At 72.6% G+C, this 26134-nt stretch carries 21 protein-coding genes; 8 read left to right on the top strand and 13 right to left on the bottom strand.

Translation table 11 applies throughout. The features are described 5' to 3' along the window. Positions 1–11 precede the first annotated feature (11 nt). Positions 12–653, bottom strand: coding sequence for a carbonic anhydrase (locus tag MYMAC_RS03165; RefSeq protein ID WP_095956984.1), 642 nt, complete (start codon positions 651–653; stop codon positions 12–14). A gap of 99 nt (positions 654–752) precedes the next feature. Then, the gene (locus MYMAC_RS03160; protein WP_095956983.1) at positions 753–1241 is read right to left on the bottom strand and encodes a gluconokinase; all 489 of its coding nucleotides are present in this window, start codon (positions 1239–1241) and stop codon (positions 753–755) included. Between the two features lie 171 nt (positions 1242–1412). Between MYMAC_RS03160 and MYMAC_RS03155 the strand changes: the two genes are divergently transcribed. Beyond that, entirely contained in the window at positions 1413–2456 is a 1044-nt protein-coding gene (locus MYMAC_RS03155; protein WP_095956982.1) for a DNA ligase, read from the top strand. 132 nt (positions 2457–2588) lie between these two features. After that, positions 2589–3998, top strand: coding sequence for a serine/threonine-protein kinase (locus tag MYMAC_RS03150; protein WP_095956981.1), 1410 nt, complete (start codon positions 2589–2591; stop codon positions 3996–3998). 15 nt (positions 3999–4013) lie between these two features. On the opposite strand, the gene MYMAC_RS03145 is transcribed toward MYMAC_RS03150, so the two are convergent. From MYMAC_RS03145 to MYMAC_RS03115, 7 genes are all read right to left on the bottom strand, one after another. Continuing rightward, positions 4014–6077 (bottom strand): neutral/alkaline ceramidase, encoded by a 2064-nt coding sequence (locus MYMAC_RS03145; protein WP_095956980.1) that lies wholly within the window; start codon positions 6075–6077, stop codon positions 4014–4016. A 145-nt stretch (positions 6078–6222) separates the two neighbouring features. Next, entirely contained in the window at positions 6223–8394 is a 2172-nt protein-coding gene (locus MYMAC_RS03140; RefSeq protein ID WP_095956979.1) for a GAF domain-containing sensor histidine kinase, read from the bottom strand. Positions 8395–8557: 163 nt separating this feature from the next. Further along, complete coding sequence (locus tag MYMAC_RS03135; RefSeq protein ID WP_095956978.1) at positions 8558–9217, bottom strand: acyltransferase; 660 nt, start codon at positions 9215–9217, stop codon at positions 8558–8560. 12 nt (positions 9218–9229) lie between these two features. Beyond that, positions 9230–10990 (bottom strand): histone deacetylase family protein, encoded by a 1761-nt coding sequence (locus tag MYMAC_RS03130; protein WP_095956977.1) that lies wholly within the window; start codon positions 10988–10990, stop codon positions 9230–9232. A gap of 290 nt (positions 10991–11280) precedes the next feature. Continuing rightward, positions 11281–12009, bottom strand: a complete 729-nt coding sequence (locus MYMAC_RS03125) for a phosphatase PAP2 family protein (RefSeq protein ID WP_095956976.1) — start codon at positions 12007–12009, stop codon at positions 11281–11283. 95 nt (positions 12010–12104) lie between these two features. Further along, positions 12105–13691, bottom strand: a complete 1587-nt coding sequence (locus MYMAC_RS03120; protein ID WP_095956975.1) for an IS1182 family transposase — start codon at positions 13689–13691, stop codon at positions 12105–12107. A 176-nt stretch (positions 13692–13867) separates the two neighbouring features. Continuing rightward, positions 13868–14107, bottom strand: a complete 240-nt coding sequence (locus MYMAC_RS03115) for a hypothetical protein (protein ID WP_013936251.1) — start codon at positions 14105–14107, stop codon at positions 13868–13870. 142 nt (positions 14108–14249) lie between these two features. On the opposite strand from MYMAC_RS03115, the gene MYMAC_RS03110 reads away from it, so the two are divergent. The 4 genes from MYMAC_RS03110 to MYMAC_RS03095 all read left to right on the top strand — a co-directional run bounded on the left by MYMAC_RS03110 (position 14250) and on the right by MYMAC_RS03095 (position 17471). Further along, positions 14250–15665 (top strand): NAD-dependent succinate-semialdehyde dehydrogenase, encoded by a 1416-nt coding sequence (locus MYMAC_RS03110; protein ID WP_095956974.1) that lies wholly within the window; start codon positions 14250–14252, stop codon positions 15663–15665. 250 nt (positions 15666–15915) lie between these two features. Then, positions 15916–16212 (top strand): hypothetical protein, encoded by a 297-nt coding sequence (locus MYMAC_RS03105; protein WP_013936253.1) that lies wholly within the window; start codon positions 15916–15918, stop codon positions 16210–16212. Between the two features lie 161 nt (positions 16213–16373). After that, on the top strand, positions 16374–16958 hold the full coding sequence (locus MYMAC_RS03100) for a hypothetical protein (protein ID WP_095956973.1): 585 nt from the start codon (positions 16374–16376) through the stop codon (positions 16956–16958). Between the two features lie 3 nt (positions 16959–16961). After that, entirely contained in the window at positions 16962–17471 is a 510-nt protein-coding gene (locus MYMAC_RS03095; RefSeq protein WP_095956972.1) for a hypothetical protein, read from the top strand. Between the two features lie 22 nt (positions 17472–17493). Here the strand turns inward: MYMAC_RS03095 and MYMAC_RS03090 are convergent, their stop codons facing one another. Further along, entirely contained in the window at positions 17494–18426 is a 933-nt protein-coding gene (locus tag MYMAC_RS03090) for a hypothetical protein (protein WP_095956971.1), read from the bottom strand. Between the two features lie 193 nt (positions 18427–18619). Between MYMAC_RS03090 and MYMAC_RS03085 the strand changes: the two genes are divergently transcribed. Both MYMAC_RS03085 and MYMAC_RS03080 read left to right on the top strand, forming a co-directional pair. Further along, entirely contained in the window at positions 18620–21559 is a 2940-nt protein-coding gene (locus MYMAC_RS03085) for a sigma-54-dependent transcriptional regulator (RefSeq protein ID WP_095956970.1), read from the top strand. Between the two features lie 470 nt (positions 21560–22029). After that, positions 22030–23001 (top strand): COX15/CtaA family protein, encoded by a 972-nt coding sequence (locus tag MYMAC_RS03080; protein ID WP_095956969.1) that lies wholly within the window; start codon positions 22030–22032, stop codon positions 22999–23001. An 18-nt stretch (positions 23002–23019) separates the two neighbouring features. Here the strand turns inward: MYMAC_RS03080 and MYMAC_RS03075 are convergent, their stop codons facing one another. The 3 genes from MYMAC_RS03075 to MYMAC_RS03065 all read right to left on the bottom strand — a co-directional run bounded on the left by MYMAC_RS03075 (position 23020) and on the right by MYMAC_RS03065 (position 26098). Beyond that, a complete protein-coding gene (locus MYMAC_RS03075; RefSeq protein ID WP_095956968.1) occupies positions 23020–24534 on the bottom strand; it encodes an ABC transporter permease/substrate-binding protein in 1515 nt (504 codons plus the stop codon). Further along, positions 24531–25286 (bottom strand): ATP-binding cassette domain-containing protein, encoded by a 756-nt coding sequence (locus MYMAC_RS03070; protein ID WP_095956967.1) that lies wholly within the window; start codon positions 25284–25286, stop codon positions 24531–24533. The genes MYMAC_RS03075 and MYMAC_RS03070 overlap by 4 nt, the downstream gene beginning before the upstream one ends. A 146-nt stretch (positions 25287–25432) precedes the next feature. Continuing rightward, the gene (locus tag MYMAC_RS03065) at positions 25433–26098 is read right to left on the bottom strand and encodes a DUF4142 domain-containing protein (protein WP_204817347.1); all 666 of its coding nucleotides are present in this window, start codon (positions 26096–26098) and stop codon (positions 25433–25435) included. Positions 26099–26134 lie beyond the last annotated feature (36 nt).

Below are 26134 nucleotides of genomic sequence, written 5' to 3'. Positions count from 1 at the left end.
GTGCCCTCTCCTCAGACGCCGTCGAAGAAGTCGACCGCGCCGGTCTCCAGCGAGTACTCGGCGCCGACGATGAGCATCCCCTCCTCCTGGCACAGCTTCTCCAGCAGGCGGCTGCCGTGCCGGAGGTGGTCGCAGGAGTTGCGGATGTTGGCGCGGACGGCCTGCTTCATCAGGAACTCCGGGTCCGCGTCCGGCCCGGCGGCGTGCACCACCGTCGTCACCGGCTCGCGGCAGCGCTCCACGATGTCGCGGATGTTGTCGGACGGCGCGCCCTTGCCGTCACGCACGTAGTCCAGCGTGGCCTGGACCGCGCCGCAGTGCGAGTGCCCCATCACCACCGCCAGGCGCGTGCCGAACTTCGCCGCGGCGAACTCCACGCTGCCCACCAGCGACGGCGCGACGACGTTGCCCGCCACGCGGATGACGAACAAATCCCCCAGGCCCTGGTCGAAGATGTACTCCGACGGGGCGCGCGAGTCCGAGCACGAGAGGATGATGGCGAAGGGGCTCTGCCCCGCCACCAGCGCCTGCCGCGCGGAGCGGCCGAGCGGGTTCTCCGAGCTGCGCGCATTCAGGGCGAAGCGCTGGTTGCCCGCCCGGAGCTGGGCGAGGGCTTCCTGGGCGGACAACGGAGATGTCGGAGAAGGAGGCATGGCGCGAGTCCTCGGTTGGAAGGCGAAGAGGGGAAAGGTGGCAACCCGACAGCGCGCTATACACCAGCCGGGCGGCCAGGGGGCGGGCCGGCCCCTGATTCAAACGCCGAGCCCGTCACGGATGCGCTTCACGATGTCCGCCGGCGGGGGCGTCACGTCCACGCTGAGGGCGCGCTCGGGCACCTCCATGGTCGCCAGCTGACTCTCCAGCAGGGTCGCGGGCATGAAGTGCCCCTGGCGCTGGGAGATGCGGCGCGCGAGCACCTCATGCGGCGCGTGCAGGAAGACCCACTTCACGTGCGCGGGGTCCAGCGCCTCCAGCAGCGTGCGGTAGGCCTGCTTGAGGCCGGAGAACGCCATCACCACGTCCTCGCCCCGCGACAGCGCCTGGGCCACCTCGTCGCGCAGCTTGCGCAGCCAGGGCGCGCGGTCCTCGTCCGTCAGCGCCGCGCCCGCGGCCATCTTCATCACGTTGGAGCGCGGGTGCAGGTCATCCGCGTCGACGAAGCGCCAGCCCAGCTCGGCCGCCAGGGTGCGCCCCACCGTCGTCTTCCCCGCTCCGGACACCCCCATGACGATGACGACCATTGACGCGACTCCTCCTGGCTTGCCGGGGCCCACTCCACATCGTGGGGCGCCCGGCGGCCTCGCGCCACCCCTTCCCGGGCGGAATGCCCACCGCATCACGTCCCGGGACGTCGGACCCCGGGGGTATGCTTCATCCCATCGCCGCCCGGAACGCGGCAGGGAGGGTCGGTCATGGCGGACATCGCGGACGGAGAGCAGGTCTCGGTGAAGGGCTCGGGCGCCAAGCCCTACATCCTCAAGAACACCGGCGGGGTGTACTCGTGCTCCTGCCCCGCCTGGCGCAACCAGTCGGTGGCCATCGAGCGGCGCACCTGCAAGCACCTGCGCCGCGTGCGCGGTGACGCGGCGGAGGACGCGCGCATCGGCGGTGACGCGACCACGGCGCCCGCGCGCCCGGCGAGGACCCCGTCCGCCACCGACGACTCCAAGGCCCCGCCCCTGCTGCTGGCCCAGTCATGGGAGAACGACGTGGACCTCACCGGCTGGTGGATGAGCGAGAAGCTGGACGGCGTGCGCGCGTACTGGGACGGCAAGCAGTTCTGGTCGCGCCTGGGCAACGCGTTCCTCGCGCCGGAGTGGTTCACCGCGGGGCTGCCGGACTTCCCGCTCGACGGGGAGCTGTTCGGCGGACGCAAGCGCTTCCAGCGCACGGTGAGCATCGTCCGCCGGCAGGACCGCGGCGACGACTGGAAGGAGCTGGCCTTCGTCGTCTTCGACGCGCCCGGCGTGGACGGCGCCTTCGAGGCGCGGCTGGAGCGCTGCCGCCAGTGGATGGAGGAGGCGAAGCCCGCGTATGCCCAGTGGCACGCCCATGCGCGCTGCGACGGCACGCCGCACCTGCGCGCGGAGCTGGCGCGCGTGGAGGGCCTGGGTGGAGAAGGCCTCATGCTGCGCCAGCCCGGCTCGCGCTACGAGGCGGGGCGCTCGCACACGCTGCTCAAGGTGAAGAGCTTCAAGGATGACGAGGCGCGCGTGGTGGGCCACGTCCCCGGCGCGGGCCGCCACAAGGGCCGCCTGGGCGCGCTGGAGGTGGAGCTGCGCGACGGCAAGCGCTTCAACGTGGGCACCGGCCTGTCGGACGCGGAGCGCGCGGCGCCGCCCCCCGTGGGTGCCATCATCACCTTCCGCTACCAGGAGCTGTCCAACGACGGCGTGCCGCGCTTCCCGTCGTACGTGGGTGTGCGCGTCGACGCCGCCCCCTTCGCCGCGAGCTGAGGCCAGCCGTCCCACGGCAGGAGTCGCGGGTCGGCTGGTCGACGGAGCGGCGGCGCATTGCCACCTGACAGACGGTGCGTGCCCGGGGTGAGGCGCGCCCGGGCGCCACCCTGGTGTCTGCTTCAGGGAACCATGCACTGCGAGCTCTGTCTGACCGAGCATCCTCACGATGTGGCGTGTGGCGGCGAGCCCTGGACGCAGGTGTACCTGTCCACGGGCGACGCGGAGGCCCCTCCCGTGGACCTCACGGGCCAGACGTTGGGTAGTTACCGGCTGGTCCGCCGGCTGGGCGCTGGAGGGATGGGCACCGTCTACCAGGGCGAGCAGACGCGCATTGGCGCGCGGGTGGCGGTGAAGGTGCTGCACCCTCACCTGGGCCGGGACGAGAGCCTGCGCGCGCGGTTCTACGCGGAGGCGCGCACGGTCAACGTGGTGGGCCACCCCAACATCGTCCACATCTTCGACATCAACGAGGCGCCGGGCGGCCTCCACTACTTCGTCATGGAGTACCTGGAGGGCGTGCCCATGTCGCACCTGCCCCGGCCCATGGCGCCCGGGCCGCTGGTGACGCTGCTGGCGCAGGCGTGTGACGCGCTGGACGCGGCGCACCGGTGCGGCGTGGTGCACCGGGACTTGAAGCCGGACAACCTCTTCGTGGTGCGGCACGCGGGGGAGCCGCCCACCCTGCGCGTGCTGGACTTCGGGGTGGCCAAGGCGCGCCGGCCCCACCCGGGCGAGGACGAGACGGCGGCGGGCATCGTCCTGGGCACGCCGGCGTACATGGCGCCGGAGCAGTCCGCGGGGCAGCCGGTGGACGGGCGCGCGGACATCTACGCGCTGGCGGTGACGGCCTACTACCTGTCCACCGGGCAGCTCCCCTTCGAGCGGGGGCAGATGGTGGAGCTGGCGCTGGGCACGGGGCCGGTGGGCGCGCCGCCGCCGCACCTGCTGACTCCCGGAATACCGCCCGCGCTGTCGGAGGTGCTGCTGCGCGCGCTGTCCCGCCGCTGCGAGGACCGCTACGCCACGGCGCTGGAGTTCAAGGAGGCCCTGCTGCTGGCCGCCGCCCAGCCGCTGGCGGACGCCCTGGCCTCCGAAACGCCGCCGCCGCGGAGCCACACCCCGGTGCCGTCCCTGGCCTGGCTGGACACGGAGGGCCCCGCGACGGAGCCCAACGCGCTCACCCCGCCGCTGACGTGGGTGGCGCGGGTGCGGCGCCGCTCGGGCACGGGGGACGTGGAGGTGCTGTGCACGGAGCTGAGCCGGGGTGGGCTCTTCATGTGCTGCGCGGACCCCTTCCCCCGCCTGTTCAACCGGCTGGAGTTCACCCTGCTGCTCGCGGGTGAATTGGTGGAGTGCGCGGGCGAGGTGGTGCGGCACGTGGACGCGGCCCAGGCGCAGACGTGGGGCATGCTGTCCACGGGCGTGGGCGTGCAGTTCATCAACCCGTCCGCCCGGCTGTGCGAGCTCATCCGCCGCGTGCAGCCCCACCGGCTGACCACCCCCGCGTCCACGCTGATGCGCGCGGAGGTGGTGCTGTGAGGCGCGCCAGGTGCGTCACTTCACGGTGAAGGTCCGCGACGCGCCGGTGTAGGGCCGCACGTTGCCGTCCCAGCCCGACTTCCAGTTGCCGTCGTGGACCAGCCGGTAGGTCCCCGGCGCCGCGTCCGTGGGGATGTCCCACGTCACGGTGATGTGCGAGCACGCCAGGGTGGGCACGCAGTTCTCACGCCCCCACTGGTAGCGCGTGGCCGGGTCCGCGTCGGTGGCCACGTCCGTCCAGGCGCCATCCGGCTCGCGCCGCTGCACCTTCAGGAAGGTGCCCTCCTGGCGCAGGTCGTTCTTCGGGTGGCCGCCCCAGAAGGTGACGCTCGCCGTGTCGCCGCGCGCGTACGTGGGCCGGGCGTCGGTGACGACCTCGCCGAAGTCCACCCACAGGAGCTTGTCGTCGAACACCACGCCGGGCTGGAGGCTGAGCTGCTCGCCGCGCAAATCCCGGGGCGTGGGCCCGGGCGGCACCCCCGCGCCGTCCCGCAGCGACGTGGCCAGCAGGTGGAAGTGCTGCTGGAGGGCCGCGAGCGTCCACGGGCCGAAGTGCGTGGAGGCGCCTTCGTAGTCCTGGCGCGCGTACTCCTCGCGCGTGGCCACGTAGCCGGAGTAGGCGTTGGACAGGCCGGCGATGACGACGTCCGTCACGCCGGTGGGCGCCAGCGCCGTCTCCACGGTGTCGCGCAGGCGGCGGCCGGCCATGGTCGTCAGCTCGAAGGGCACCGCCACCAGCGCCAGGTTGCCGAGGGTGACCAGTTGCAGCGGCAGCACCTCCGGCGTCCACGGGAAGGGCTGCATGCTGCCCGTCTCCAGGACGATGGGCTTCTCCGCCTGGCACGGCGTGGTGGTGAGCGAGCAACTGAACTGGCCCCAGGCATTCTGGCCCGCGGCGCAGGTGACGCCCTCCTCGCCCACGCCGGGCCCGTCCTCCGCGCCCGCCAGCATGGACACGCCGATGGCGGCCGGGCAGGTGCGCCGCGGCGCGCCGTCCGCGAAGGACGGCGCCACGTCCACCGCGTCCATCTTCACGTAGGCGTGCCGGTAGTCCACGCCGCCCGTGAGCGGCGTCTTCGCCTGCGCCCACAGCTTCGCGGCGAAGGCGTGCTGCTTGTGGCCGGAAATCGCCGTGTCCTCGAAGTCGTCGGCGCCGCCGCCGTCGGTGCCGCCCAGGATGTTGGGCGTCACGTCGCCCTCGTTGGCGTTGGCGAAGGCGGCGACGAAGGCGTCCCCATCGCCCCCGTGCGCCTGCTCGGCGAGGGACGCGGCCAGGCCCTTGTTGTCACCGCTGATGAGGGTGTGGCCGTTGCCCATGGACGTGGCGTGCACCGCGAACCAGTTGATGAGCCCCACGTCGGCGCCGTCCGCGCGGGTGAGGCGCAACAGCGTCATCCGCGTGTCCACGTCGAGCGCGTAGCGGGCGCGCTCCTCGGCCGGGTTGAGCAGGTAGGCGTCGGGGGAGCGGTTGCGGCTGGCGCCCAGCAACTCCCCCGAGGCCACGCGCACGGTGCCCCCGGCGAGCCGCTCATGCGCCCGGACGATGGAGGCGACGATGCCGGAGACGATGGCCTCGAAGTTCTGGGGCGAGAAGCCCAGCGTGGTGAGGTTGTAGAAGGTGTAGTGCGAATAGCCCCCCGGCCCGGAGTGGGTGTGGGTGGCGCTCAGCAGCACGTTGTCGTCGGTGTAGAGGTCGCCGTAGCGCGCGCGCAGCCGCTCCACGACCTGCTGCTTCACCGCCTGGAACACCATGCCCAGGTCCGCGCTGACGAAGGCCACCCGCTTGCCGTTGCAGGGCGAGGCGATGACGAACGCGCGCGAGCGCAGCCGCTGGTGGATGCCGGTGGTCTGCTGCTCCACCATGCCGTAGCCCATCATCCCCACCTCCGCGGCGGGGCCGGTGATGTCGGCGCTGCCCGCGCCCAGCAGGAAGTCCTGGGAGCCCTCACACGCGCCCGTCAGGCCGGAGGCGGCGGCTTCCGGGTGCGGGGAGGTCCGCCATGGCTGGTGGGCCGCCTGGGCCCCCGTCGCGAGCACGAGCGAGAGCGCCAGCAGGTGCCGGACGAAGTGGGTGCGCATGGCCTGCCTCCAAGGCGCCAGGGAACATCTCCCTGGAGTGGAAGGGGATAACGCCTCGGGGCGGGCACGCAGTACCGGAAGAATGAGCCGTCGAGAGGGCCACAGTCCGCGCGAGGGCCGGAGGTGACGGCGGCCCTCGCGGCGCTCACCCGCCTGGCCGGTTGACCGGAGCCTTGGGCGGCGCGGCGCTGAGCGCCACGCGGAAGGTGGTGCCCGCGCCCACCGACGACTCCACGGAGATGTGGCCGCCCAGCGCCGTCACAATCGTGTCACAGATGGACAGCCCCAGGCCGGTGCCCAGGCCGGAGGACTTGGTGGTGAAGAAGGGGTCGAAGATGCGGCGCAGGTGCTCCGGGGGGATGCCCTGGCCGGTGTCGCTCACCACCACCGTCACCCGGCCCACCTCCACGCGGGTGGTGAGGCGGATTTCGTTCGCCTCCGAGTCGCCCTCTTCGATGGCGTGCGCGGCGTTGATGAGGAGGTTGAGGAACACCTGGAACAGCTTGCCCTCGTTGCCGCGCACCAGCGGCACCTCGCCGTAGTCCTTCACCAGCCGGGCGCGGGCGCGCACCACGCTGGCGGCCATCTGCGACACGGACTCGAGCACGGCGTGGATGTCCACCGACTCCTCCTTGCCGTCCTCCACGCGGGAGAAGACGCGGAGCTGGCGGACGATTTGCCGCATGCGCTCGGCGCCCTCGCGGGCGTCGTCCAGCACCTGCTTCAGCTCCACCAGGTCCTCCGGGGAGAGCATGCGCGGGCGCGTGCCGCCCACGGCGCTGTGGAGGAAGTCCAGGTTGGACAGCACGTAGGCCAGGGGGTTGTTCAGCTCGTGCGCGATGCCGGCGGCGAGCAGGCCCATGGAGGCCATGCGGTCGGTCAGCATGAGCTGCGCCTGGGTGCGCTTGCGCTCGGTGAAGTCGCGCGCCACGGTGATGCGCGCGGGCGAGCCGTCCAGCACCACGGCCAGCGTCACCAGGTCCGCCACCACCACCTCGCCGTCGCTGCGCACCAGCGGCATCTCCACCACGCGCGCGGCGCTCTTGCCCTCCAGCGCCTGGCTCAGGTGGAGCTGCGCGGCCCCCCGGTCCTCGGGGCGGACCAGGTCCAGCATGTGGCGGCCCACCAGCTCCGAGGCGTCGCGGAAGCCCAGGTACTGCACCAGGGCCGGGTTGACGGAGAGCAGCACGCCGTCGCCCACGTGCACCAGCACCGGGTCCGGGAAGGCCTCGATCAGCAGGTGGACGCCGGCCTCGGTGCGCCGCAGCGTCGTCTCCGTGCGCATGCGCAGCGCGTTGGCCGTGCGCTGCTCCAGCGCCAGGGACAGCGCGCCCGCCGCGCCCGACAGCAGGTTCACCTCGATGGGGCCCCAGCGCTGGGGCTCGCGGCAGTTGTCGAAGCCGATGACGCCGAAGAGCTGCCCGTGGACATGCAAGGGCAGCAGGAGCACGGAGCGCACGCCCTGCGCCTCCAGCATGGGCGCCAGCATCTCCGTGAAGTCGCGCGGCTGGCCTTGTACCGGCTCGCCGCGCAGCAGCTTTTCGGACTGGTGGGGCCGCAGGGCCTCGTTGAAGGGCAGGCCGTGCATGTTGGGGTCCTCCAGGTTGGGAGGGACCCCCGGCGCGCACCACTCCGCGCGCTGTGACGCCAGCAGCGCGCCGTCCTCGGCGAGGTGCATCTCGAAGACGTAGACGCGGCTGGCGTCGGAGACGTGGCCCAGCGGCTCCACCACGGCGCCGTACAGGTCGTCCGGCAGCTCGTGCCCCATCATCCGCCGCTGCACCTGCACCATGGCTTCCAGGTAGCGCTCGCGGGTGGTGACGGCCTCCTCGGCGGAGCGCCGCGACGTCACGTCCAGGAGCGTCCCCATCACCTCGCCCGGCACCGTGGCCAGGGCGCGGGCGGACAGCTCCACCCAGCGGACACCCCTGCCGCCGCCCACGTCCAGGCGCACCTCCTCGCGCGGCGCGGGCCTGTCAGGCGTGTACGCCAGCACGGCCCTGGCGCGCGCGCGGTCCTCGGCGTGGATGGCGTCCAGCAGGGCGCGGCCGCGCCAGTCCGCCACCGGCGTCCCGGTGAGGCGCTCCCACGCGCCGCCCAGCACCGTGAGGCGGCCCTGCGCGTCGAGTTGGAACACCACCTCGTGGAGCAGCTCGGACAGGTGCTGGAAGCGCTCGGACTCCACCTGGCTCCCGGCGTGTGCCGCTCGCGGCTTCATGGGGGAAAGCAGGTCGCACGCCACGTCCGCGGGGACCGTCCCTGAAGCCTTCCCGGGAGCGTCCTTGACCGCCGCCGCGTCCCGTTGCTCGTCTGCCACGTGCCTGGCCTCCCTTGGCGCCTCATCGGAGAGGGGCCGGAAGCCCTGACAGCGCCTACGGCTGCCGGGAGCGAGTCCAGACCCTGCGGTTCCCCTCCCGTGGCGACGTCACCCGAAGCATATTGGGTCTCAATATCTGGAAGTCAATGAAGGCGGGAGAACTTCACGCTCCGTCTCCGGGCTCCCACCCACCCGGAGCACCTGAGCGGGGCCGCTGGCGCCGGTCCCCCACGACGCGGGCCGGCACGCCCGCGACGATGGCCCAGTCCGGGACGTCCCGGGTGACGACGGCGCCCATGGCCACCACGGCGTGGTCCCCCACCGTGACGCCGTCGGTGATGCCGGCGTTGGCCCCCACCCACACGTCCGCGCCGATGACGCCCCCCCGCGAGGTGACGGGCTGCTCGCGCACCGGCCGGTCAGGCGCCAGCCCATGGTCGAAGGCATAGAGGGTGGCGCCGGTGGCGATGCGGGTCCCCTCGCCGATGCGGATGCCCGCGGCGCCGCCGTCCAGGCTCGCCCGGGCGTTGAGGCTCACCCGGGGGCCGAGCGTCACGGGGCCGTGAAGGAAGACGTCCGCCGCGATGCTGCACCCGGGGCCGATGACGACGGTGCGCCCGGGCTCGGCGAAGATGCGCGCCTCCGGGGCGATGAAGCACCCCTCCGCGATGTCCACTGTCTCCAGGTCGCGGAGCTGCTGCTGCACCTCGCGCTGCCAGGCCTCCGCCCATTCGCGGTGGCGGGGCTTGAGGCTGAAATAGAGCCACGGCATCCAGGAGAGCCGGCGCTTGTGCTGCTCACGGCGGAGCGCGTCCAGGTCCACGCCCCTTCCCTATCACGCCCCGGTGGCCAGCCGGGTGGGCTCCCAGGTGAAGCGGCAGCGCTCGCGCTCCCGGGCCGTGGCCTCCACGTCGCCCGCCGCGGGCTCCAGGCGCGACACCATGTCGCTCGCCTCCCACGCGTAGGGCTGGCCGTCGAGCAGCACCTGGCCGTCCACCACCGCCTGGGAGACCTCCAGGAGGGGCAGGTGGCCCAAATCGCGCAGCAGCGCCTCGAAGCGGCCCTGCCGCGCTGGGTCCAGGAAGCGGAAGCGCGCGCGCGCCAGCACCGCCAGGTGGAACCACATGGGCCGGAAGGCCACGCCCGCCAGGACGAGGCGCTTCGCCATCAGGAGCAGCATCTCCGTCGCCTCGCGCGCCAGGCCCAGCCCCGGCACGTCCTGGCCTGGGAGCCGCCCACGGCCCTCGCTGAAGCGCGCGCGGGGATGGCGCAGGCCGAGCCAGTTGACGAAGAGGAAGGGCTCGCCGGCCAGCACGCGGCGCTCCACGACGCAGTCCACCAGCAGGTGCTCCTGGCCCGCCGCGCAGCCGTGCACCTCCATCCGGTCCCCCTCCCCCACCGAGCCCACCGCCACGCGCAGCCGGCTGTACCCGAGCCGCTCCACGTAGGCGAGGAGGCCGTAGCGGAAGAAGGCGTACTCCAGCGCCTGCGCCGTGTAGTAGCCGAGGAGGCGTGACTGGCGCTGGCCGCCGCCCAGGCCCAGCGAGCCCTCCAGGTCCTCCTGGGTGATGGGCTCGTCCAGCGGCGTCGCGCCTTCGCGCGTCAGGGAGCGGGCGATGCGTCGATAGCGCGCGCTCAGCGGGTCGTAGCGCGCCTTGATGCGGCGGCGGCCCTGTCCCGCCAGGACGAGCACGGTGCCCGCGAACACCTTCCACGCGTCGCGGTGGTAGCCCCCGCCCGGGAGCCAGACGCTGGGGAGGCCTCGCAGCGCGCGCGCCAGCGCCCGGTCCCGGCGCCGGGCGCCGTCCAGCGACAGGCCCACGCGGCCGAAGCGGTCCCCCGCGAGCACGTCGCTGCCCGCGATGACGAAGGCCACGTCCGGCCGGGGCATGCGCTCCAGGAGCGCGTCGAGCAGGGCCAGGTAGGTCCGGTCGTCGGTGCCCTCGGGGACGCGCGTCTCGTCCACCTCGGGCGCCAGCGCGCCCCAGTCGCAGCCGGACAGCGAGCCAAGCCAGGCCCGCTTCTGTCCCGCCAGGCACTCCGCCGTGCCGTCTGGCGGGTGGGCATCCAAGTCCAACACCACGGCCTGCCCGTCGAAGCCGTCCGCGTGGAGGGCGGCGAGCGCCACCGCGATGTCGTTCACCGCGCAGAAGCCGCCGCCGCGCGCCGGGGCGGCGTGGTGGAAGCCGCCCGCCATGTTCACCACCGGGCCCTTGCGCGCCACCGCGAGCCGCGCCGCGCCCAGCGTGCCGCCGCACACCCGGCGCAGGTTGGACAGCAGCGCGTCCACCGGCACGTCGGCGGGGTCGGTGGCGAAGATGCGCGCCAGCGTCTCCGGCTGGCCGAGCGACTCCAGGTAGGCGGCGTCATGCACGCGCGTGAGCTCGGCCAGGCTCACCGGCTGCGGGTGGTGCACGTCCTGGGCGCGCAGCGCGCGGGCCTCCAGGAGGTACCAGGTGGTGAAGTCCACGCCGCGCGGCTCGATGCCCACGGAGGACTCGATGCCGGTGAGCGGCAGCCGGTAGGACTCGTCGTAGAAGGCGGGCACCGGCGCGCCGCCCCAGCTCCACCGCGACAGCCAGTCCCACGGGCTCATGGCCGCATTGTCTCTCACGGGGGGCGGCCTGGGGCCAGTGTCCGCCGGGGCGCCCGGGCAGCGCGGCTCGGAGGCGCTTCGCGCATTGAACGGCGCGGGGGCGCGGACGGTCGTGACGCGGAACGCCAGGAGCCTGAGCGTGACGCCGATTCAAGGACGCACGGCGAGGTCATCCGGCGACGGGCCGGTTCACGGAAGACGCGCCGCGGCACGACTCACCGTCCCGCGCATGGCCGGGGGTGCGAATCACTCCACCGGACGCCACGCTTCACTCCACCGGACGCCGCGCCTCACTCCACCGGACGCCGGGCCTCCGCGCGCAATGCGGGGCTGCGCCGTCGGAGCGTCCGCGCACAGACGGCCATGAGCAGCGCCCACGCCAGCCCGGCCGACCAGCCGCCGAGCACGTCCGTGGGGTAGTGGACGCCCAGGTAGACGCGCGTCAGGCCCACGAGGAACGGCAGGAGCAGCGCCACCGTGAGGACATAGATCTTGAGCCGCTTGCGCTCGGCGAGCTGGGCCAGCAGCGCGCCGAGCGTGAGGTAGACCGTGGCTGACAGCATGGCGTGGCCACTGGGGAAGCTCTGGCTGACGACCTCGGTGAGGTGCGGCACCACGGAGGGCCGGGGCCGGGCGAAGAACTGCTTGAGCAGGACATTGAGGCCCGCGCCGCCCAGCGTCGCGCCCAGCACGAGCAGCAGCGTGCGGTAGCGCCGCACCAGCAGGAGGAAGCCGCACACCGCCACGGTGACGAGCGTCAGCACGGGGACACCGCCCAGCGCCGTCACATCCTCCGCCGTGCGTCGCAGCCACCAGGGGCCGCGCGGCATCGCCGGGTCCTCGGGGTCGCGCAGGGCCAGCAGCATGCGCTCATCGAGCTGCTGCGTCTCGCCCTCGGCCACCTCGTCCGACAGGGCGATGAAGCCCAGGCAGCACACGAGCAGCAGCAGGAGCAGCCCCAACAGCCGCGTCACCGCCACGTCCCATCCCGACACCCACTGCCAGAGCCTCCGCCACATGGCCGTGACTGTATGCACTCCGGCGTCCGGCGGGACGTGTCCCGCGCGGAACGTCGGCTGTCACGCGCTTCAACTAGAGCGCCGAACAGGTTAGGTCACGCCGCGAGCTGGTAGCGCGCGGCAACCTCAAGGTTTTGGACGACCCCGAGTCGCCTGAGGTCAAAGAGGTTGCGGCGCGTGCCACGGTAGCGGGCCTTCGGGCCCTGGCGGTTGGCGAGATGTGCCAGGCGATGCTCGACGCCGACCCGCTCGCGGAGCTGTGCGCGGCCCGCGCGCGTCTTCAGACGTGAGCGAAGGCGCTGCTGGAGGCGCTCGTCATCGCCCATCGTGACGCTGCGCCCCTTGCCGGACGCGGCCTGGGTACAACTGGGGCGCAACTTGCACGGCCCGCAGGCTTCCGGGTCGAAGTGCACGACAGCGCCGGGCTCGAAGGGCTCTACCTCGCCCGCGGGGCACGTGAGGGTACCGTCGCGGATGTTCACTTTGAAGTCGCGCTTGCCGAAGAGTCCAGGCTTCGCGCTGGCTCCTCGCCACGGGCGGCAGACGAGGTCGCCGCCGCTCGCCAGCACGTCCTCGGCCATCGTGCTGTTGAGGTACGCCCTGTCGACGAGCAGGACGTCGGGAAAGAGGTTCTGGTGGGCCATGTCTTCCTGCAGTGCATCCGTCGCCTCCTCTTCGGGGCGGTTGGCGGGTGTCACGGCGCAGGCCACCACCAGCTCGGTGTCGAGGTCGATGCCGACGTGCTGCTTGTAGCCATTGAAGCGCTTGCTCTTGCTCTTCCGCCCGTGGCGCATGTCGGCGTCCTCAATGGAGATGCGCCTGTCGGCCGCCACGCCCTGTCGAATCTGCACGCCACCCTCGGGGCGCGGCTCGAGGTCCTGTTCGCGCACCTGCGCGAGCGCTTCGATGTAGCGCGTCAGCGGAGCCGCGACGCACGAGGCCGACTGCTTCGCCACCCAGGCCATGAGGCGGTCGAGCTGTCGGCACAGGCGATTGAGTGCCTCGCCCTTCGCGTCGGGCGCGCTCCAGTCGATGTCGAGGCCGGCCTTGATGCTGCTGGCCATCAGCAACGGCGCATCGGCCTGCTGGCACACCTCCTCGACGTCAGTGCCGAGCACGAGCGCCATGCCCTCGGCTATTTTTCGGCCTGCGTGGCCGAGCAGGTTGAGGGTGTCCTCAACCCGCCCGGCCCCTTCTAAAGGGCGGCTGTCCACCCCCACTCGCAGCGTCTTCGGCGTCTTCTTCGAATCGAACCCCTTCGTCCGCTTCGCCACCTCGACGGTGCGCTCCAGCAGTCGGCGGTCCATTTCGGTCGCGATGAGGCGCTCCCGGAATTGCTGCAGCCCGCCCTGGGAGAAGGCTGGCTCGTCCTCATCCGTGCCGAGCCGGTCCAGTACCATGCGCCACCGGCTGTCGGTGGCCGAGAGACACACGGCTTCGGCGTCCGACGTCTGCGTGTAAGCCTGCACCAGCAGCGCCATGCACATCATCGCGGGCGGCTGCGGCGCTTGTCCCTGGCCCGTCTGCCGGTACATTGCCTCGAGTTCGTCCTGAAAGGCCTCATCGAACAACTCGTGCTGATGCTCGCGCAGGAAGACGAAGAGCTTCCTGCTCTTCCCCGCGAGCTTCAGCAGGCGCTGCTCCCGTGCGCTCTGCTCCACAGTCGGCTTCCAGCGTTCCATGAGCCACCTCCGTGAGGGGGTGACCTATGCACGCGACGACAGCCCGCGTCGATCCCCTGCCGCTTGCCTGCTCCCTCGCTGTAACCTGATCGGCGCTCTAGGGACGCTTGAGGGCCTCCACGCCGAAGGCCACCTGCGAGCCTCCCGCCTCCCGAACCTGCCGGACAACCCGGGTGCTAACCGGGGAGCCGGATGCGGTCCGAGCCCGCGCTGCCGAAGGCCGCGCCCAGGACACAGAAGAAGTGCAGCACGATGCCCGGAATGATGAAGAACCAGTAGCCGGCGCCCACCATCAGGAACCACAGGACGGCGCGGATGAACTGCCCCTTGTAGAGCTGCCCCAGGCCGGGGATGAAAAAGGACAGCACCCCGGCGATGAGGAAGTTGAAGCGGCGCTCGCGGATGATGTCAGCCATGGCAGTCTCCCGTTCTGCTCCCCATATAAAGGAGGGGCCGGGGCCACGAAAGCCCTGGAGTGAACGGCTGGACGCTCGGGCCACGAGCGGCACGGTCTCCCCGCGCCCGGCTGCTATCACAGGGCCCCCAGGAGGCACTTCCATGGCCATTTCCACCGTTGACCCAGCGACCGGCAAGACGCTGCGCACCTTCACGCCCCTCACCGCCGAGGAGCTGGAGGCGAAGCTCCAGACGGCGGCCGACACCTTCCGCGCCTACCGCCAGACGACCTTCGCCGACCGCGCCACCTGGCTGCGGCGCGCCGCCGACCTGCTGGAGGCCGAGGCCGACCGCTACGGCCGCATCATGACGCAGGAGATGGGCAAGCCCCTCGACGCCGCCAGGGCCGAGGCGAAGAAGTGCGCCACCGCCTGCCGCTACTACGTGGACAAGGGCGAGGCCCTCTTGCGCGACAAGCGCATCGACCTGGGCAGCGGCCAGGCCTACGTGCGCTACCAGCCCCTGGGGCCCGTGCTGGCCATCATGCCGTGGAACTTCCCCTTCTGGCAGGTGGTCCGCTTCGCCGCGCCCGCGCTGATGGCGGGCAACGTGGGCCTGCTCAAGCACGCGCACAACGTGCCCCAGTGCGCGCTGGCCCTGGAGGCGCTCTTCCTCCAGGCGGGCTTCCCGCGCGGCGCCTTCCAGACGCTGCTCATCGAGACGGCCGACGTGAATCGCGTCATCGAGGACCGCCGCGTGCGCGCGGTGACGCTCACCGGCAGCGAGGGCGCGGGCCGCGCGGTGGGCGCCGCCGCGGGCAAGGCCATCAAGAAGGTGGTGCTGGAGCTGGGCGGCAGCGACCCGTTCATCGTCATGCCCAGCGCGGACCTGGAGCAGGCGGTGGAGACGGCGGTGACGGCGCGGCTCATCAACAACGGCCAGTCCTGCATCGCCGCCAAGCGCTTCATCGTCGCCGACGCCATCTACCCGGAGTTCGAGCGCCGCTTCGTGGAGCGGATGAAGCGCGTCACCGTGGGCGACCCCATGGACGCGAAGACGGACCTGGGCCCCCTGGCGACGCGCGGCATCCTCGACGGGCTCCACGCGCAGGTGGAGGCCAGCGTGAAGGCCGGCGCGAGGCTGCTGCTGGGCGGCAAGCCCCTGGAGGGCCCCGGGAACTTCTACCCAGCCACCGTCCTGGCCGAGCCTCCGCCCCAGGCCCCTGCCTTCCACGACGAGCTGTTCGGCCCGGTGGCCACGCTGCTGCGCGCGCGCGACGTGGACCACGCGCTGGAGCTGGCCAACGCGACGCCCTTCGGCCTGGGCGCCAGCGTGTGGACGCAGGACGAAGCCGAGCAGCGGCGCTTCATCGACGGCATCGACGCGGGCATGGTGTTCGTCAACGCGCTGGTGGCGTCGGACGCCCGGCTGCCGTTCGGCGGCGTGAAGCACTCCGGCCACGGGCGCGAGCTGGCGGACGTGGGCATCCACGAGTTCGTCAACCTCAAGTCCGTCCGCATCGCCGCTCCGGAGGACACGGCCCAGCAGCCTCCGCCCCGCGGCGCCATCAGCGAGTAGGCCCCGCGACGGGACTCGCCGACCGCCCCATGAACCTTCGGGGCGGTCGAGACGTCGCGCGGCTCAACTCCCCGCGCACTCCCCCCGGCACGCCGCCTCGCACTGATGGACCTGCGTGGCCGTGCCGACACAGGACGGATGGCCGTTCGCCAGACAGGGCGTGACCAGAGCATTCCAGACATTGCTGTCTTCAGCAGACACAGTGGAAGATGTGACGCGGCAATCCCTCTCCCACACTGGAGCCCGCCCCATGAAGAAGGCCGTCCTCATCGCGCTGTCCCTGTCCCTGCCCGCTTTCGCCGCGTCCGACTTTGATTCGGAGGACCTGTCGGTGGACGTGGACCCGGAGACGCTCGTGAGCCAGGAGTCCTTCGACGAGGCCAGCCAGGGCCGCGAGCTGCTCCCGTTCTGCTGGGACCTCCACTACACCTCGTGCCCCCGCCCGGGCGCGACGCAGGCGTGTACGGATGGAATCTGGTCCGACTACGTCTGCACCTGCCGGCCCTTCGGCACCCGCAACGTCTGGGACTGCCCCGAGGTCCGCTGAGCGCCGGCGCCGTCGAGCGCGCGGGGCGACTCTGACACGCCCGCCACCCCACCCAGGACAGGAAAGTCACGGTTCTCCTGAGAGGGGGGAGACCGCTCCCTCGGAGCAGCCTCGGCACGGCGGTTGCTCTATTGCATCAGCAACCACTTGGAGGGGGCACCGTGCATTTCTCGCAGTCCAGCTTCACACCTGGCTCTCGTATCCGGAACTGGTCCATCCGCGCGGCGCTGCTCATGGCCTGCGTCGCCACCCTGGCGACGTCGGAGGACAACAGCGTGAGCGTCACCCACACCGGCTTGCCGTTCACCTTCACGACCGGACAGGCCACGACGGTCCGCCACGTCACGGTGCGCATCGCGCCCCAGAGCTTCGGCTTCTCCTCCGTCCTCTCCATGACGACCGGCATCAGGGCCCGCTGGGTGCCAGACACCACGGTCCCTGGCGCGACGCCCACGTTGGTGGTGCGGTGGCCAGCCGAGACGCCCGACGGCTTCCCCCAGGCCGAACGCATCCCCCTCACGGAGAACGAGCCCGTCGCGACCGGAGCCACTGCCCACGCCTACCACGACATCCAATGCGAAGCCGGGCAGGAGTGCGTGTGGGAGGGCACGCTGGAGTTCGGCATCGAAAGCGAGCATCCGGGCACCGTCGACATGGAGTCCTGGAGCCTGGCGCTGTCGCTGGACCCCTATAGCGGGAAGAAGCTGTCCGAGCGCGCCATCTCCATCGCCATCTCGGAGAACTGAAGCGTGACCACCGCCAGGCGCCCCACGCCGGGCAGCGCGATGCTCCACCCCGTCACCGTCGCGGCGGTGGCGCTGCTCATCCTCAACGACCACGTGTTCAAGGCCCAGTGGCCGTCCTGGTGGACGGGGAAGCTGTCCGACGTGGCGGGGCTCGCCATGTTCCCGCTGCTGCTCCAGGGGCTGTGGGAGCACCTCACCGCGCGCGGCGGCACGGACTTCCAGCCGTCCCGCGCGGTGCTCCACGCCTGCGTCCTGCTGACGGGGCTGTGCTTCTCCGCCATCCAGGTCTCCGCGCTCGCGGGGGACGGCTGGCGCTGGGGACTGGGGCTGCTGCAATGGCCCGCGCGAGCCGCCTGGGCGCACGTCATGGACGCCCCCTGGCATCCCCGCGTGCTCCCCGTCGCGCACGTCGCGGATGCAGAGGACCTGCTGGCGCTGCCCGCGCTGTGGGTGGCCATGAAGGTGGGCGGGCAGCGGTGCGCGCCCCGCGCCACCCTTGCCGCGCCGGCCTGACGCACGCGCAGGCGCCGCGGCCCTACCGCGTCCGCGTCCGGCCCCCACCGCCGGGCGCGCCGTGGACCTCCTCCAGCGCCTGCGTCACCGCCTCCACCTCCGCGCCGAGCTGCTCCACGCTCTGCCGCAGCCCCAGCCCGGCGACGTCCTCTCCCGAGGCATCCGCCGAGCGCGCCCGCAGCACCTGCGCGTAGAGGCCCTCCAGCGTGTAGGAGAGGCGCATGTGCTCGGCCTCCAGCCGCGCCGCCGCCGTGGCCAGCTCCGCGCGCTGCCGCCGCTGCGCGTCCAGCGCCTCCAACGCGCCCGCCAGCCGCTCCTTCACCACCGCATCCGCTTCCGAGTCCACCCGCGCGGCCAGCGCCTCCCGCTCGGCGTCCAACCGCTGCGCCTCGTCCGGTGGCGCCAGCGCCCGCAGCTCCCGCTCACGCCGCGCCAGCGCATGACACGCCTGCCGCAGCGACTCCACCGTGCGCTCGGGCTCGTGCAGCAGCTCGCGCAGCACCGCCGGCCCTTCGCGCAGGGCCTCCGTCAGCCGGGCGCAGAGGGCATCCACCTTCGCCACCCGGGGGTCCGCCTCCGCTCCGGGTTCCTGCTCCGGCGTCCCGGTGTCCCACGCGCGGGGCTCGTCACGCCGGGGACGCTCCAGGTGCTTGCTCGCCGCGAGGAAGAGGCCCAAGGCCACGAAGGCCAGCCACCACAGCCGCCGCGGCTGCCCCAGCGCCAGCAGCACGCACGTCACCGCCACCGCGATGTAGGCGGCGCCCCTTCCAGGGTTGCGCGAGCGGTTGGACCGCACCTCCCGCTGGGCGCGCCGGGCCTCGCGCTTCGCCTCCCGCCGCCACTGCTTCTCCCACTTCCGGCGAACCTTCCGGGGTGGGAGCCTTCCCGTCCGGCGGACCCAGGCCTCCACGGCCGCGTCCTCGCGCGCCTGCGCCTCCGACAGGGCGGCATCCAACCTGAATAGGCGTTCATGTTGGAGACGGGCAGATGGGGGCTGGGGACGTCTGCGTGGCACGGAAGTGACGATAACGACGACACTTTCTCCCCGGGAGGGCATGCGCTCCATTCGTCGCCTGCTGCATATTGCATTCCCCCAGGGAAACTCCGTAGAGAATGGGCCTTGGCGGGGGCAAAAGGGGGCAGGTGCCGTGGAGTTACCGGAGGAGAAGGGGGAGAGCGCCGGGTGGGAACCCGAGACCATCCGCGCCTTGCGAGGTGAGCAGAGCCGCGCGGCCTTCGCCCGCCTGGTGGGCGTCACCCCCCTCACCGTCTACCGCTGGGAGCTGCCGAGCGAAGCCCCGCAGGCCCGCCGTCCGCGCGGCCGCGTGGCCGTGGCCCTCCGTCAGCTCGCCGCGCGGGGCGGTGCGCCCACGCCCGGCCTGTTCGTCTCCCGGCGTCAGGAGCTGCACCCCGAGGAGCTGGCGCGCATCCTCCCCTGTGTCACCCACCTCACCCGCGCCGAGTGGCGGGCCGCGGAGGAGGACCTGCTGTCCCTGCTGGCCTCAGGCCAGCTCCGCACGCCGGGCGCGCGGGCCATGGCGGCGGTGGGCCTGGCCTACCTGCAGCGCTGGGGCCGCGAGGACAGCCGCGGCGCCTTCACCACGCTGCTGCCCCACCTGGGCCCCGCGGAGGCCGGCGTCCTTCCGGAAGAGGTGGAGCTGCGCGTGCTCGCCATGGCGGCCACCCTCTACGCGTCACCGGACGGGAAGCTGTTCGACGCGGGCAAGTCCGCCGCGTACGTGGCGCGCGCGGAGGCGCTGCTCGCCAACCATGATGACCCGGAGGTGCGCTGCCAGCTTCGCATGGCGGAGGTGGCCTGCGGCTTCTACCTGGGCGAGGCGGAGCGCATCACCCACGGCTCCGGACGGCTGGCCGAGGCACTGGCGGGGGTGAAGGACCCGGCGCTGCGGCTGCTCGCCGAGGACGCCTGCGCCCACGAGGCCGCCCTGCGCGGCGAGGCCACCCTGGCCACGCGCCGCTTCCGCGAGGTGGCGCAGGGCGCGGCGCGCATGGGGTACGCCTTCCTGGAGGCGCGCAACCTGGCCTTCCTCGCCCAGCGCCGGCTGGACGAGGCCTGCGAGCCGTCCGAGGCGCTCCAGTTGGTCCGCCGCGCGCGAGAGGCCGCGTACGGCGGGCGCATGGCGCGCGGCTTCTCCTTCATCTTCGCCGCGCGCGCGGAGGCGGAGGCGCTGCTGCGGCTGGCGCGCTTCGCGGAAGCGGAGACGGTGCTGGATGAAGCGGACGCGGTGGTGGAGGAGCTGCGCTGGACGCCGCTGTACCTGACGGTGACGCGCGCGCGGCTGTACCTGCTCACCGGCCGGTACTCGGGCCTGCGCCGGCTGTCCCGGCACCTGACGGCCTACGACGGCACCATCCAGCGGGCCCTCACCGGGGCCTATGCCCAGTTCGCGGAGTCGCTGGCGGACCTCGCGGAGGGCAAGGCCGTCCACGCCGCCGAGGGCTTCGCCGCCGCCGGCCAGCGCGCGGTGGAGCTGGGCGGCTGGCCCTACCTGCGCCGCGAGTGCCTGCTGTACGAGACGTACGCCCGCGTCTACGCGTGCCAGCGGGACGAGGGGCTGGTGCTGCTGCGGCGCGCGCGCGCCTTCCTGGAGCGCATGCCGTCCGCGTGGCACTCCGCCCTGCTCCACCGCTTCGAGGCGCTGCTGCACGTGCTGGACGGACGGACCGCGGAAGCGCGGGCGCTGTTGGAGGCCGCGCTGGGCACCTTCAGCCTCACCGGCGATTTGTGCATGGCCGTCTATACGCGCCACCTGCTGGCGCTGCTGGCGCGCATGGAGGGAGACCCCGCCGCCGGCGAGCTGCTGGCCGCCAGCGAGGCGGAGCTGCACCGCGTGGGCATGGTGGTGCACCAGCAGCACTTCGTGCACTACGTGGTCCGCGAGCCCCGCTCCGCCGACGCGGCCCACGCGCCCGACAGGGACGCGCGGCTGGGCGCCGAGTCCCTGGTGGTGCCCTTCGAGCGGCTGTCGGTGCGCGGCATGGGCGCGCCCCTGCTCCAGCGGGAGCTGCTCGCCGTGGTGGAGGGCCTCTTCCCCCACAGCGCGCCCCGGCTGGAGGAGCTGGACTCCCAGGGCCGCGCCACGCCCCTGGGCGGAGACGCCTCCATGCCCGCCACCGAGGCCGTGGAGTTCGGGGACGGCTGTGGCCGCAGGCTCCGCCTGGGCGTCGCGGGGCACCTGCCCCCGGACGGCCGCGCGCTGCTGACGGCGCTCTCCCGGCTGGGCGGCTTCGCGCTGGAGGTGGCCACGCTGCGAGGCTTCGCCCAGGTGGACGTGCCCGCCCTGCCCGGCGACGACGTGGACGCGCGGGACACGGACGTGCCGGGCTTCATCGCCGCCTCGTCCGCCATGCGGCGGCTGCGCTCGGAGCTGGCGAGCCTGTCCTCCAGCCGGGCCACCGTCATCGTCACGGGCGAGTCCGGCTCCGGCAAGGAGGTGGTGGCGCGGGCGCTGCACAGCCTGTCCACCCGCGCGCAGCGGCCCTACGTGGCCTTCAACTGCGCCGCCGTGCCCCGGGACCTCTTCGAGGGACAGCTCTTCGGCTACCGGCGCGGCGCGTACACCGGCGCGGCCACGGACCACCCGGGCGTCATCCGCGCCGCGCACGGCGGCACCCTCTTCCTGGACGAGATTGGCGAGCTCCCCCTGGAGGTGCAGCCCAAGCTGCTGCGCTTCCTGGAGAACGGCGAGGTGTTCCCCCTGGGGGAGATGCGCCCGGTGGAGGTGGACGTGCGGGTGGTGGCGGCCACGCACCGGGACTTGAGCCAGCTCGTGCGCGAGGGCCGCTTCCGCGAGGACCTCTACTACCGCCTCCAGGTGGTGCCGGTGCGCGTGCCCCCGCTGCGCGAGCGGCGCGAGGACGTGGTGGCGCTCGCGAGGCACTTCGTCCGCCAGCTCACGCCCGAGGGCCTGGAGCCCCCGCGGCTGGGGCCGGATGCCATCGCCGCGCTGATGGCGCACCCGTGGCCCGGCAACGTGCGCGAGCTGCGGAACGTGATTGAGCGCTCCATGGCCTACGGGCCGTTCCCCGCGGTGCTGGGCGCGGAGCAGATGCGCATCGCGGGCTGAAGTCAGAGGAGTGCCCCAGCCCGCGATGCGCTCCGCCCTGTTTCCCCACACCCCTGTGGGAACCTGCTCCAGAGGGGCGTGCGTCCACGCCTCTGGAAGAACACACCCGCGGGTCGGAGAGGGGGGAAACTCCAACCCGGGGTGCCGAGGCCACCGAGGCGGCCTCCATGCGAAAGGTGGGTGTCTCCGGCGCCCGCCGAGGCGTCGGATGCACTGTCCCGGGTGTTAAGCACCTGGCGTGCCAGTGCCCGGGAGGCCCATTGACTCAAATGGAAATCATCCGCGTGCCCAGCCAGGGGGCGGGCATATCCAATGGGCGCGGCCCGGCATCCATGTGAACCATTCCGGATACACTGGATGCGCTCCGGCTCGCCGACCGGCAGCCGAGCAGCCGCGCTGATGGCCGGGGTGAGTGGCCGGGGGGCATGTAGGACAGCGGCGAGGGTGGAAGTGCGTTAAGGGGGAGCGCGATGCTCCACGCTGCCTCGTCCCGCCGGTTCCAGGCCTTCAGCCTGGGGGTGCTCGCCTTCACGCTGGTCGTGATTCTGTGGGGGGCCTTCGTGCGCGCCACGGGCTCCGGCGCCGGCTGTGGAGACCACTGGCCGGTGTGCAACGGCGAGGTCATCCCCCGGGCCCCCAGCGTCCAGACGCTCATCGAGTACACGCACCGGCTGACGAGCGGGCTGGTGATGATTCTGGCGCTGGCGCTCTACGTGTGGGCCCGGAGGGGGCACGCCAAGGGCCACCCGGTGCGGAGCGCGGCGGCCTGGGCGCTGTTCTTCATGGTGACGGAGGCGCTCGTCGGCGCGGGCATCGTCCTGCTCAAGTACGTGGCGGACAACGCCTCGGTGGGCCGGGCCCTCTGGATGGGCGTGCACCTGGTGAACACGTTCCTCCTGGTGGGCGCGCAGACGCTGGTCATCTGGTTCTCGCGGGGGCGCGCGCCCCTGCGCCTGCGGGGCCAGGGGGTGCCGGGCGCGCTGATGGGCCTGAGCCTCCTGGGCCTGCTGGTGCTGGGCGTGAGCGGCGCCATCGCGGCGCTGGGGGACACGCTCTTCCCTTCCACGACGCTGGCGGAGGGGCTGCGGCAGGACGTGTCGGAGACGGCGCACATCCTCATCAAGCTGCGCGTGCTCCACCCGCTGCTGGCGGTGAGCGTGGGGGCCTTCCTGGTGGTGGCGTCGCGGTGGGTGACGCGGCTGCGGCCGTCCGAGGACGTGCGGCGCGCGGCGTCCGCCATCACCGTGCTGTACGCGGTGCAGCTCGGCGCGGGCGTCACCAACCTGGTGCTGCTGGCGCCGGTGTGGATGCAGCTCGTGCACCTGCTGCTGGCGGACTTCGTGTGGATGTCGGTGGTGGTGCTGTGCGCGGCGGGTCTGTCCGCGGACGCGCCCCGGGTCGTGGCGGAGGCCTCGCCTGCTTCGAGCGCCGAGCCGGTCTGAAGGAACCGCGCCCAGGCCTCAGCGTGAGCGCGGCGCCGCGCCCAGCCGCAGGCCTCGCGGCACCACGACACGCTCCACTCCGTCGAACAGCGCACTGGCGAGCAACGCCAGCGCCGCTGCCGGAATGGCCCCCTCCAAGATGAGCCGCGCGTCATCCAACCGGATGCCCGTGAGGATCGGCTGGCCGTAGCCCCCTGCGCCCACCAGCGCGCCCAGCGTCGCGGTGCCCACGTTGATGACCGCGGCCGTCTGGATGCCCGCGAGGATGGACGGCGCCGCCATGGGCAGCTCGATGCGCCACAGCCGCGCCCACGCGGGCAGGCCCAGCGCCTCCGCGGACTCGCGGACCTCAAGGGGGATTCCCGCCAGCCCCGCCGCCGTGTTCCGGACGATGGGCAGCAGGCTGTAGAGGAACAGCGCGGCGATGGCCGGGCGTGAGCCAATCCCCAGCAGCGGAATCATCACCACCAGCAGCGCCAGCGACGGCACCGTCTGGATGACCCCCGTCAGCCCCAGCACACCGCGCCCCAGCCGAGGCCGCCGCGCCGCCAGCACGCCCAGCGGCACCGCGAGCGCGATGGCCGCCAGCAGCGACACGCCCACCAGGTACAGGTGCTCTCGCGTCCGCTTCCACACCCGAGCGGCCAGCCCGTCTCCACGCACCTCCGTGGTGACGCCCAGCGCGCTGGAGAGGAAGCCCGCGGCCACGCGCCCCTCCGGCACGCGCTCCAGCCGGGCCTCCGCGTTGAGCTTCACCATGTCCGCCTCGGACACGCGGCCCTCCAACCGGAGCATCGCGGCCAGGGCCTCCGGCGCGCGGGCTTCCAGGTCGTCGCGATACAGCAGCACGGCGTCATACGCGGGGAAGTGATGCAGGTCGTCCTCCAGCACGCGCAGCCCGTAGGCCTGAATCTCCGCGTCCGTGGAGTACAGGTCCGTGAGCTGCAGCGCCCCGCTGTCCATGCCCCGGTACGCCAGGTCATGGTCCAGCCCGCGCACGTCCCGCTGCGGCAGCCGGTAGCTGTCTCGCAACGCGGGCCAGCCGTCCGCGCGGTCCATGAACTCGTTGCTGAAGCCGAAGCGCAGCGTGGGATGCGCGCGCAAATCGGAGATGCGGCGGATGCCCAGTCGCTCAGCCTCCGCCTCCTTCATCCCCAGGGCGTAGGTGTTGTTGAAGCCCAGCGGCTCGCTCATCCGCAACCCGGACTCGGCCAGGGCCTCGCGCAGCGCCGCGTCATCCGGCAGGTGCCGGCCCGACAGCAGCTCCTGACGCAGCGTGCCTGTGTACTCCGGATACGCATCGAGCTCGCCCCTGCGCAGCGCCTCCCAGAGCACCGCCGTGCCGCCCAGCTCGCGCCGGTGTGAGACGCGCGCGCCCGTGCTCCGCGCCAACTGCGTCACCGCTTCGCCCAGGATGACGGACTCGGTGAACTTCTTGGAGCCCACGCGCACCTGGGGCGCGGCGTCCCCGGACGTGGAAGCCCCTCCGCACGCGCCCACGAGCAGCACCACCAGCAGCCACACCGCCCTCACGCCTCGCCTCCCGTGCCGCCCGGCAGGGGGCGCTGCGCCTGGATGAAGCGGGTGACGAAGTCATCCACCGGCCGCGCCTCCAGGTCCGCGAGCCGCCCCTGCTGCACCACGCGCCCCTCCCGCATCAGGAGGATGCTGTCTCCCAGGAAGCCCGCCTCCGCCAGGTCATGCGTCACCAGCACCACCGTCTTGCCCAGCCGGGCGAAGATGTCGCGCAGGTCGCCCTGCAGCTCGTGCCGGACCAGCGGGTCCAACGCGCCCAAAGGCTCGTCCAGCAACAACACGTCCGGGTCCAGCATCAACGCGCGCATCAGCGCCACCCGCTGACGCTGGCCTCCAGAGAGCTGCGAGGGGTAGCGCGCCAGCCCGTCCGAGGGGAAGCGCGTCAGCTCCACCAGCGACGCCAGCCGCTCACGCGTCCGCGCCGCGGACCAGCGAAGCTGCCGCGCCATGAGGGTGACGTTCTCCTCCCCCGTGAGGTGCGGGAAGAGGCCGCCCCCCTGGAGCGCATAGCCCACGCGGTGGCGCACCGAGCGCAGCGCCGCGCCCTCCGTGGGCAGGGGCTTGCCATCAAACAGGACGCGCCCGGTGTCACACGGCAGCAGCCCGTTGAGCAGCCGCAGCAGCGTCGACTTGCCGCAGCCACTCGGGCCCAGCAACACCGTGGTGCGCCCCGTGGACAGACGCAGGCTCAGCGGGTGCAGGGCCTGCATGGCCCCGAAGCATTTGGAGACATCCTGGAGCTCGTACACGCGGTGGGGTCCTTCGCTCGTCTCAAGGCAGGGTGGACGCAGCCAGGTATACCCACGACAGCCACGCGGTGGTCCTCATGCGAGCGGAGTTACGCGCCGCCTCCGCGGCACGTCAACCCAGCGGGCGCCCCGAATGGCCGCCACGTTCACTCGAAGGACTCTTCCAGTCCCCGGGCTCGCTGCAGATGACGGTCCGCGAGGTTGCCGGTCCGGTCGAGCATGAGCGCGAAGGCGCTGTCATTCTTGTACGTCGCCGCGTTGTCCTTCACGAGCGCCAGGGCGTGCTCCTGGTCCTCCGCGACACGCTTCAAGAAGGCCTTGTCGAAGTCCTTCCCCTGCGCCTTGCGGAGCACGTCCAGGTGCTGCTGGGCCTCGCCCACCGAGCGCTCCAGGCGCGCATCCGCCCGCTGCATCGGCCGCGTCTGCCCGGTCCCCCCGTCCGCGCTCCCCGAGCCACCAATGCCTGGCGTGTTCCGGGGCTGGTTGAGGTCCGCCACCACCAGGGCCATGGACGGAGAGCCGCCCCACACCTTCAAGCCTTGAAGGTGCCGGCGGTGGTCCTCCACCAGCCGCCGCGCGAACTGCCGCACCTGCGGGTTGGCCGACTTCTCCAGCGCCAGGTTGCCCGCCGCGATGTTCTGGGCGTCGAAGAGGGCGAGCTGCCCCAGCAGCAGGTCGCGCTCCGAAAGGACCTCGCGCGTCTGCCGGGCCTGTGAGGGGTCCGCCTGGGCCGTCCGCCCCACCAGGGCGCCCGTGCCCAGCAGCGCCGCCAGGAGCGTCGCGCCGCCCGCCCTGCCCAGCCTTCCAGCCATGTCCACCTCCCGACGAAGCGATGTCCGAAGGTGGGC

The sequence above is a fragment of the Corallococcus macrosporus DSM 14697 genome (assembly GCF_002305895.1).
GTDB lineage: Bacteria > Myxococcota > Myxococcia > Myxococcales > Myxococcaceae > Myxococcus > Myxococcus macrosporus.
This window is presented reverse-complemented; position numbering and strand designations above follow the sequence as displayed.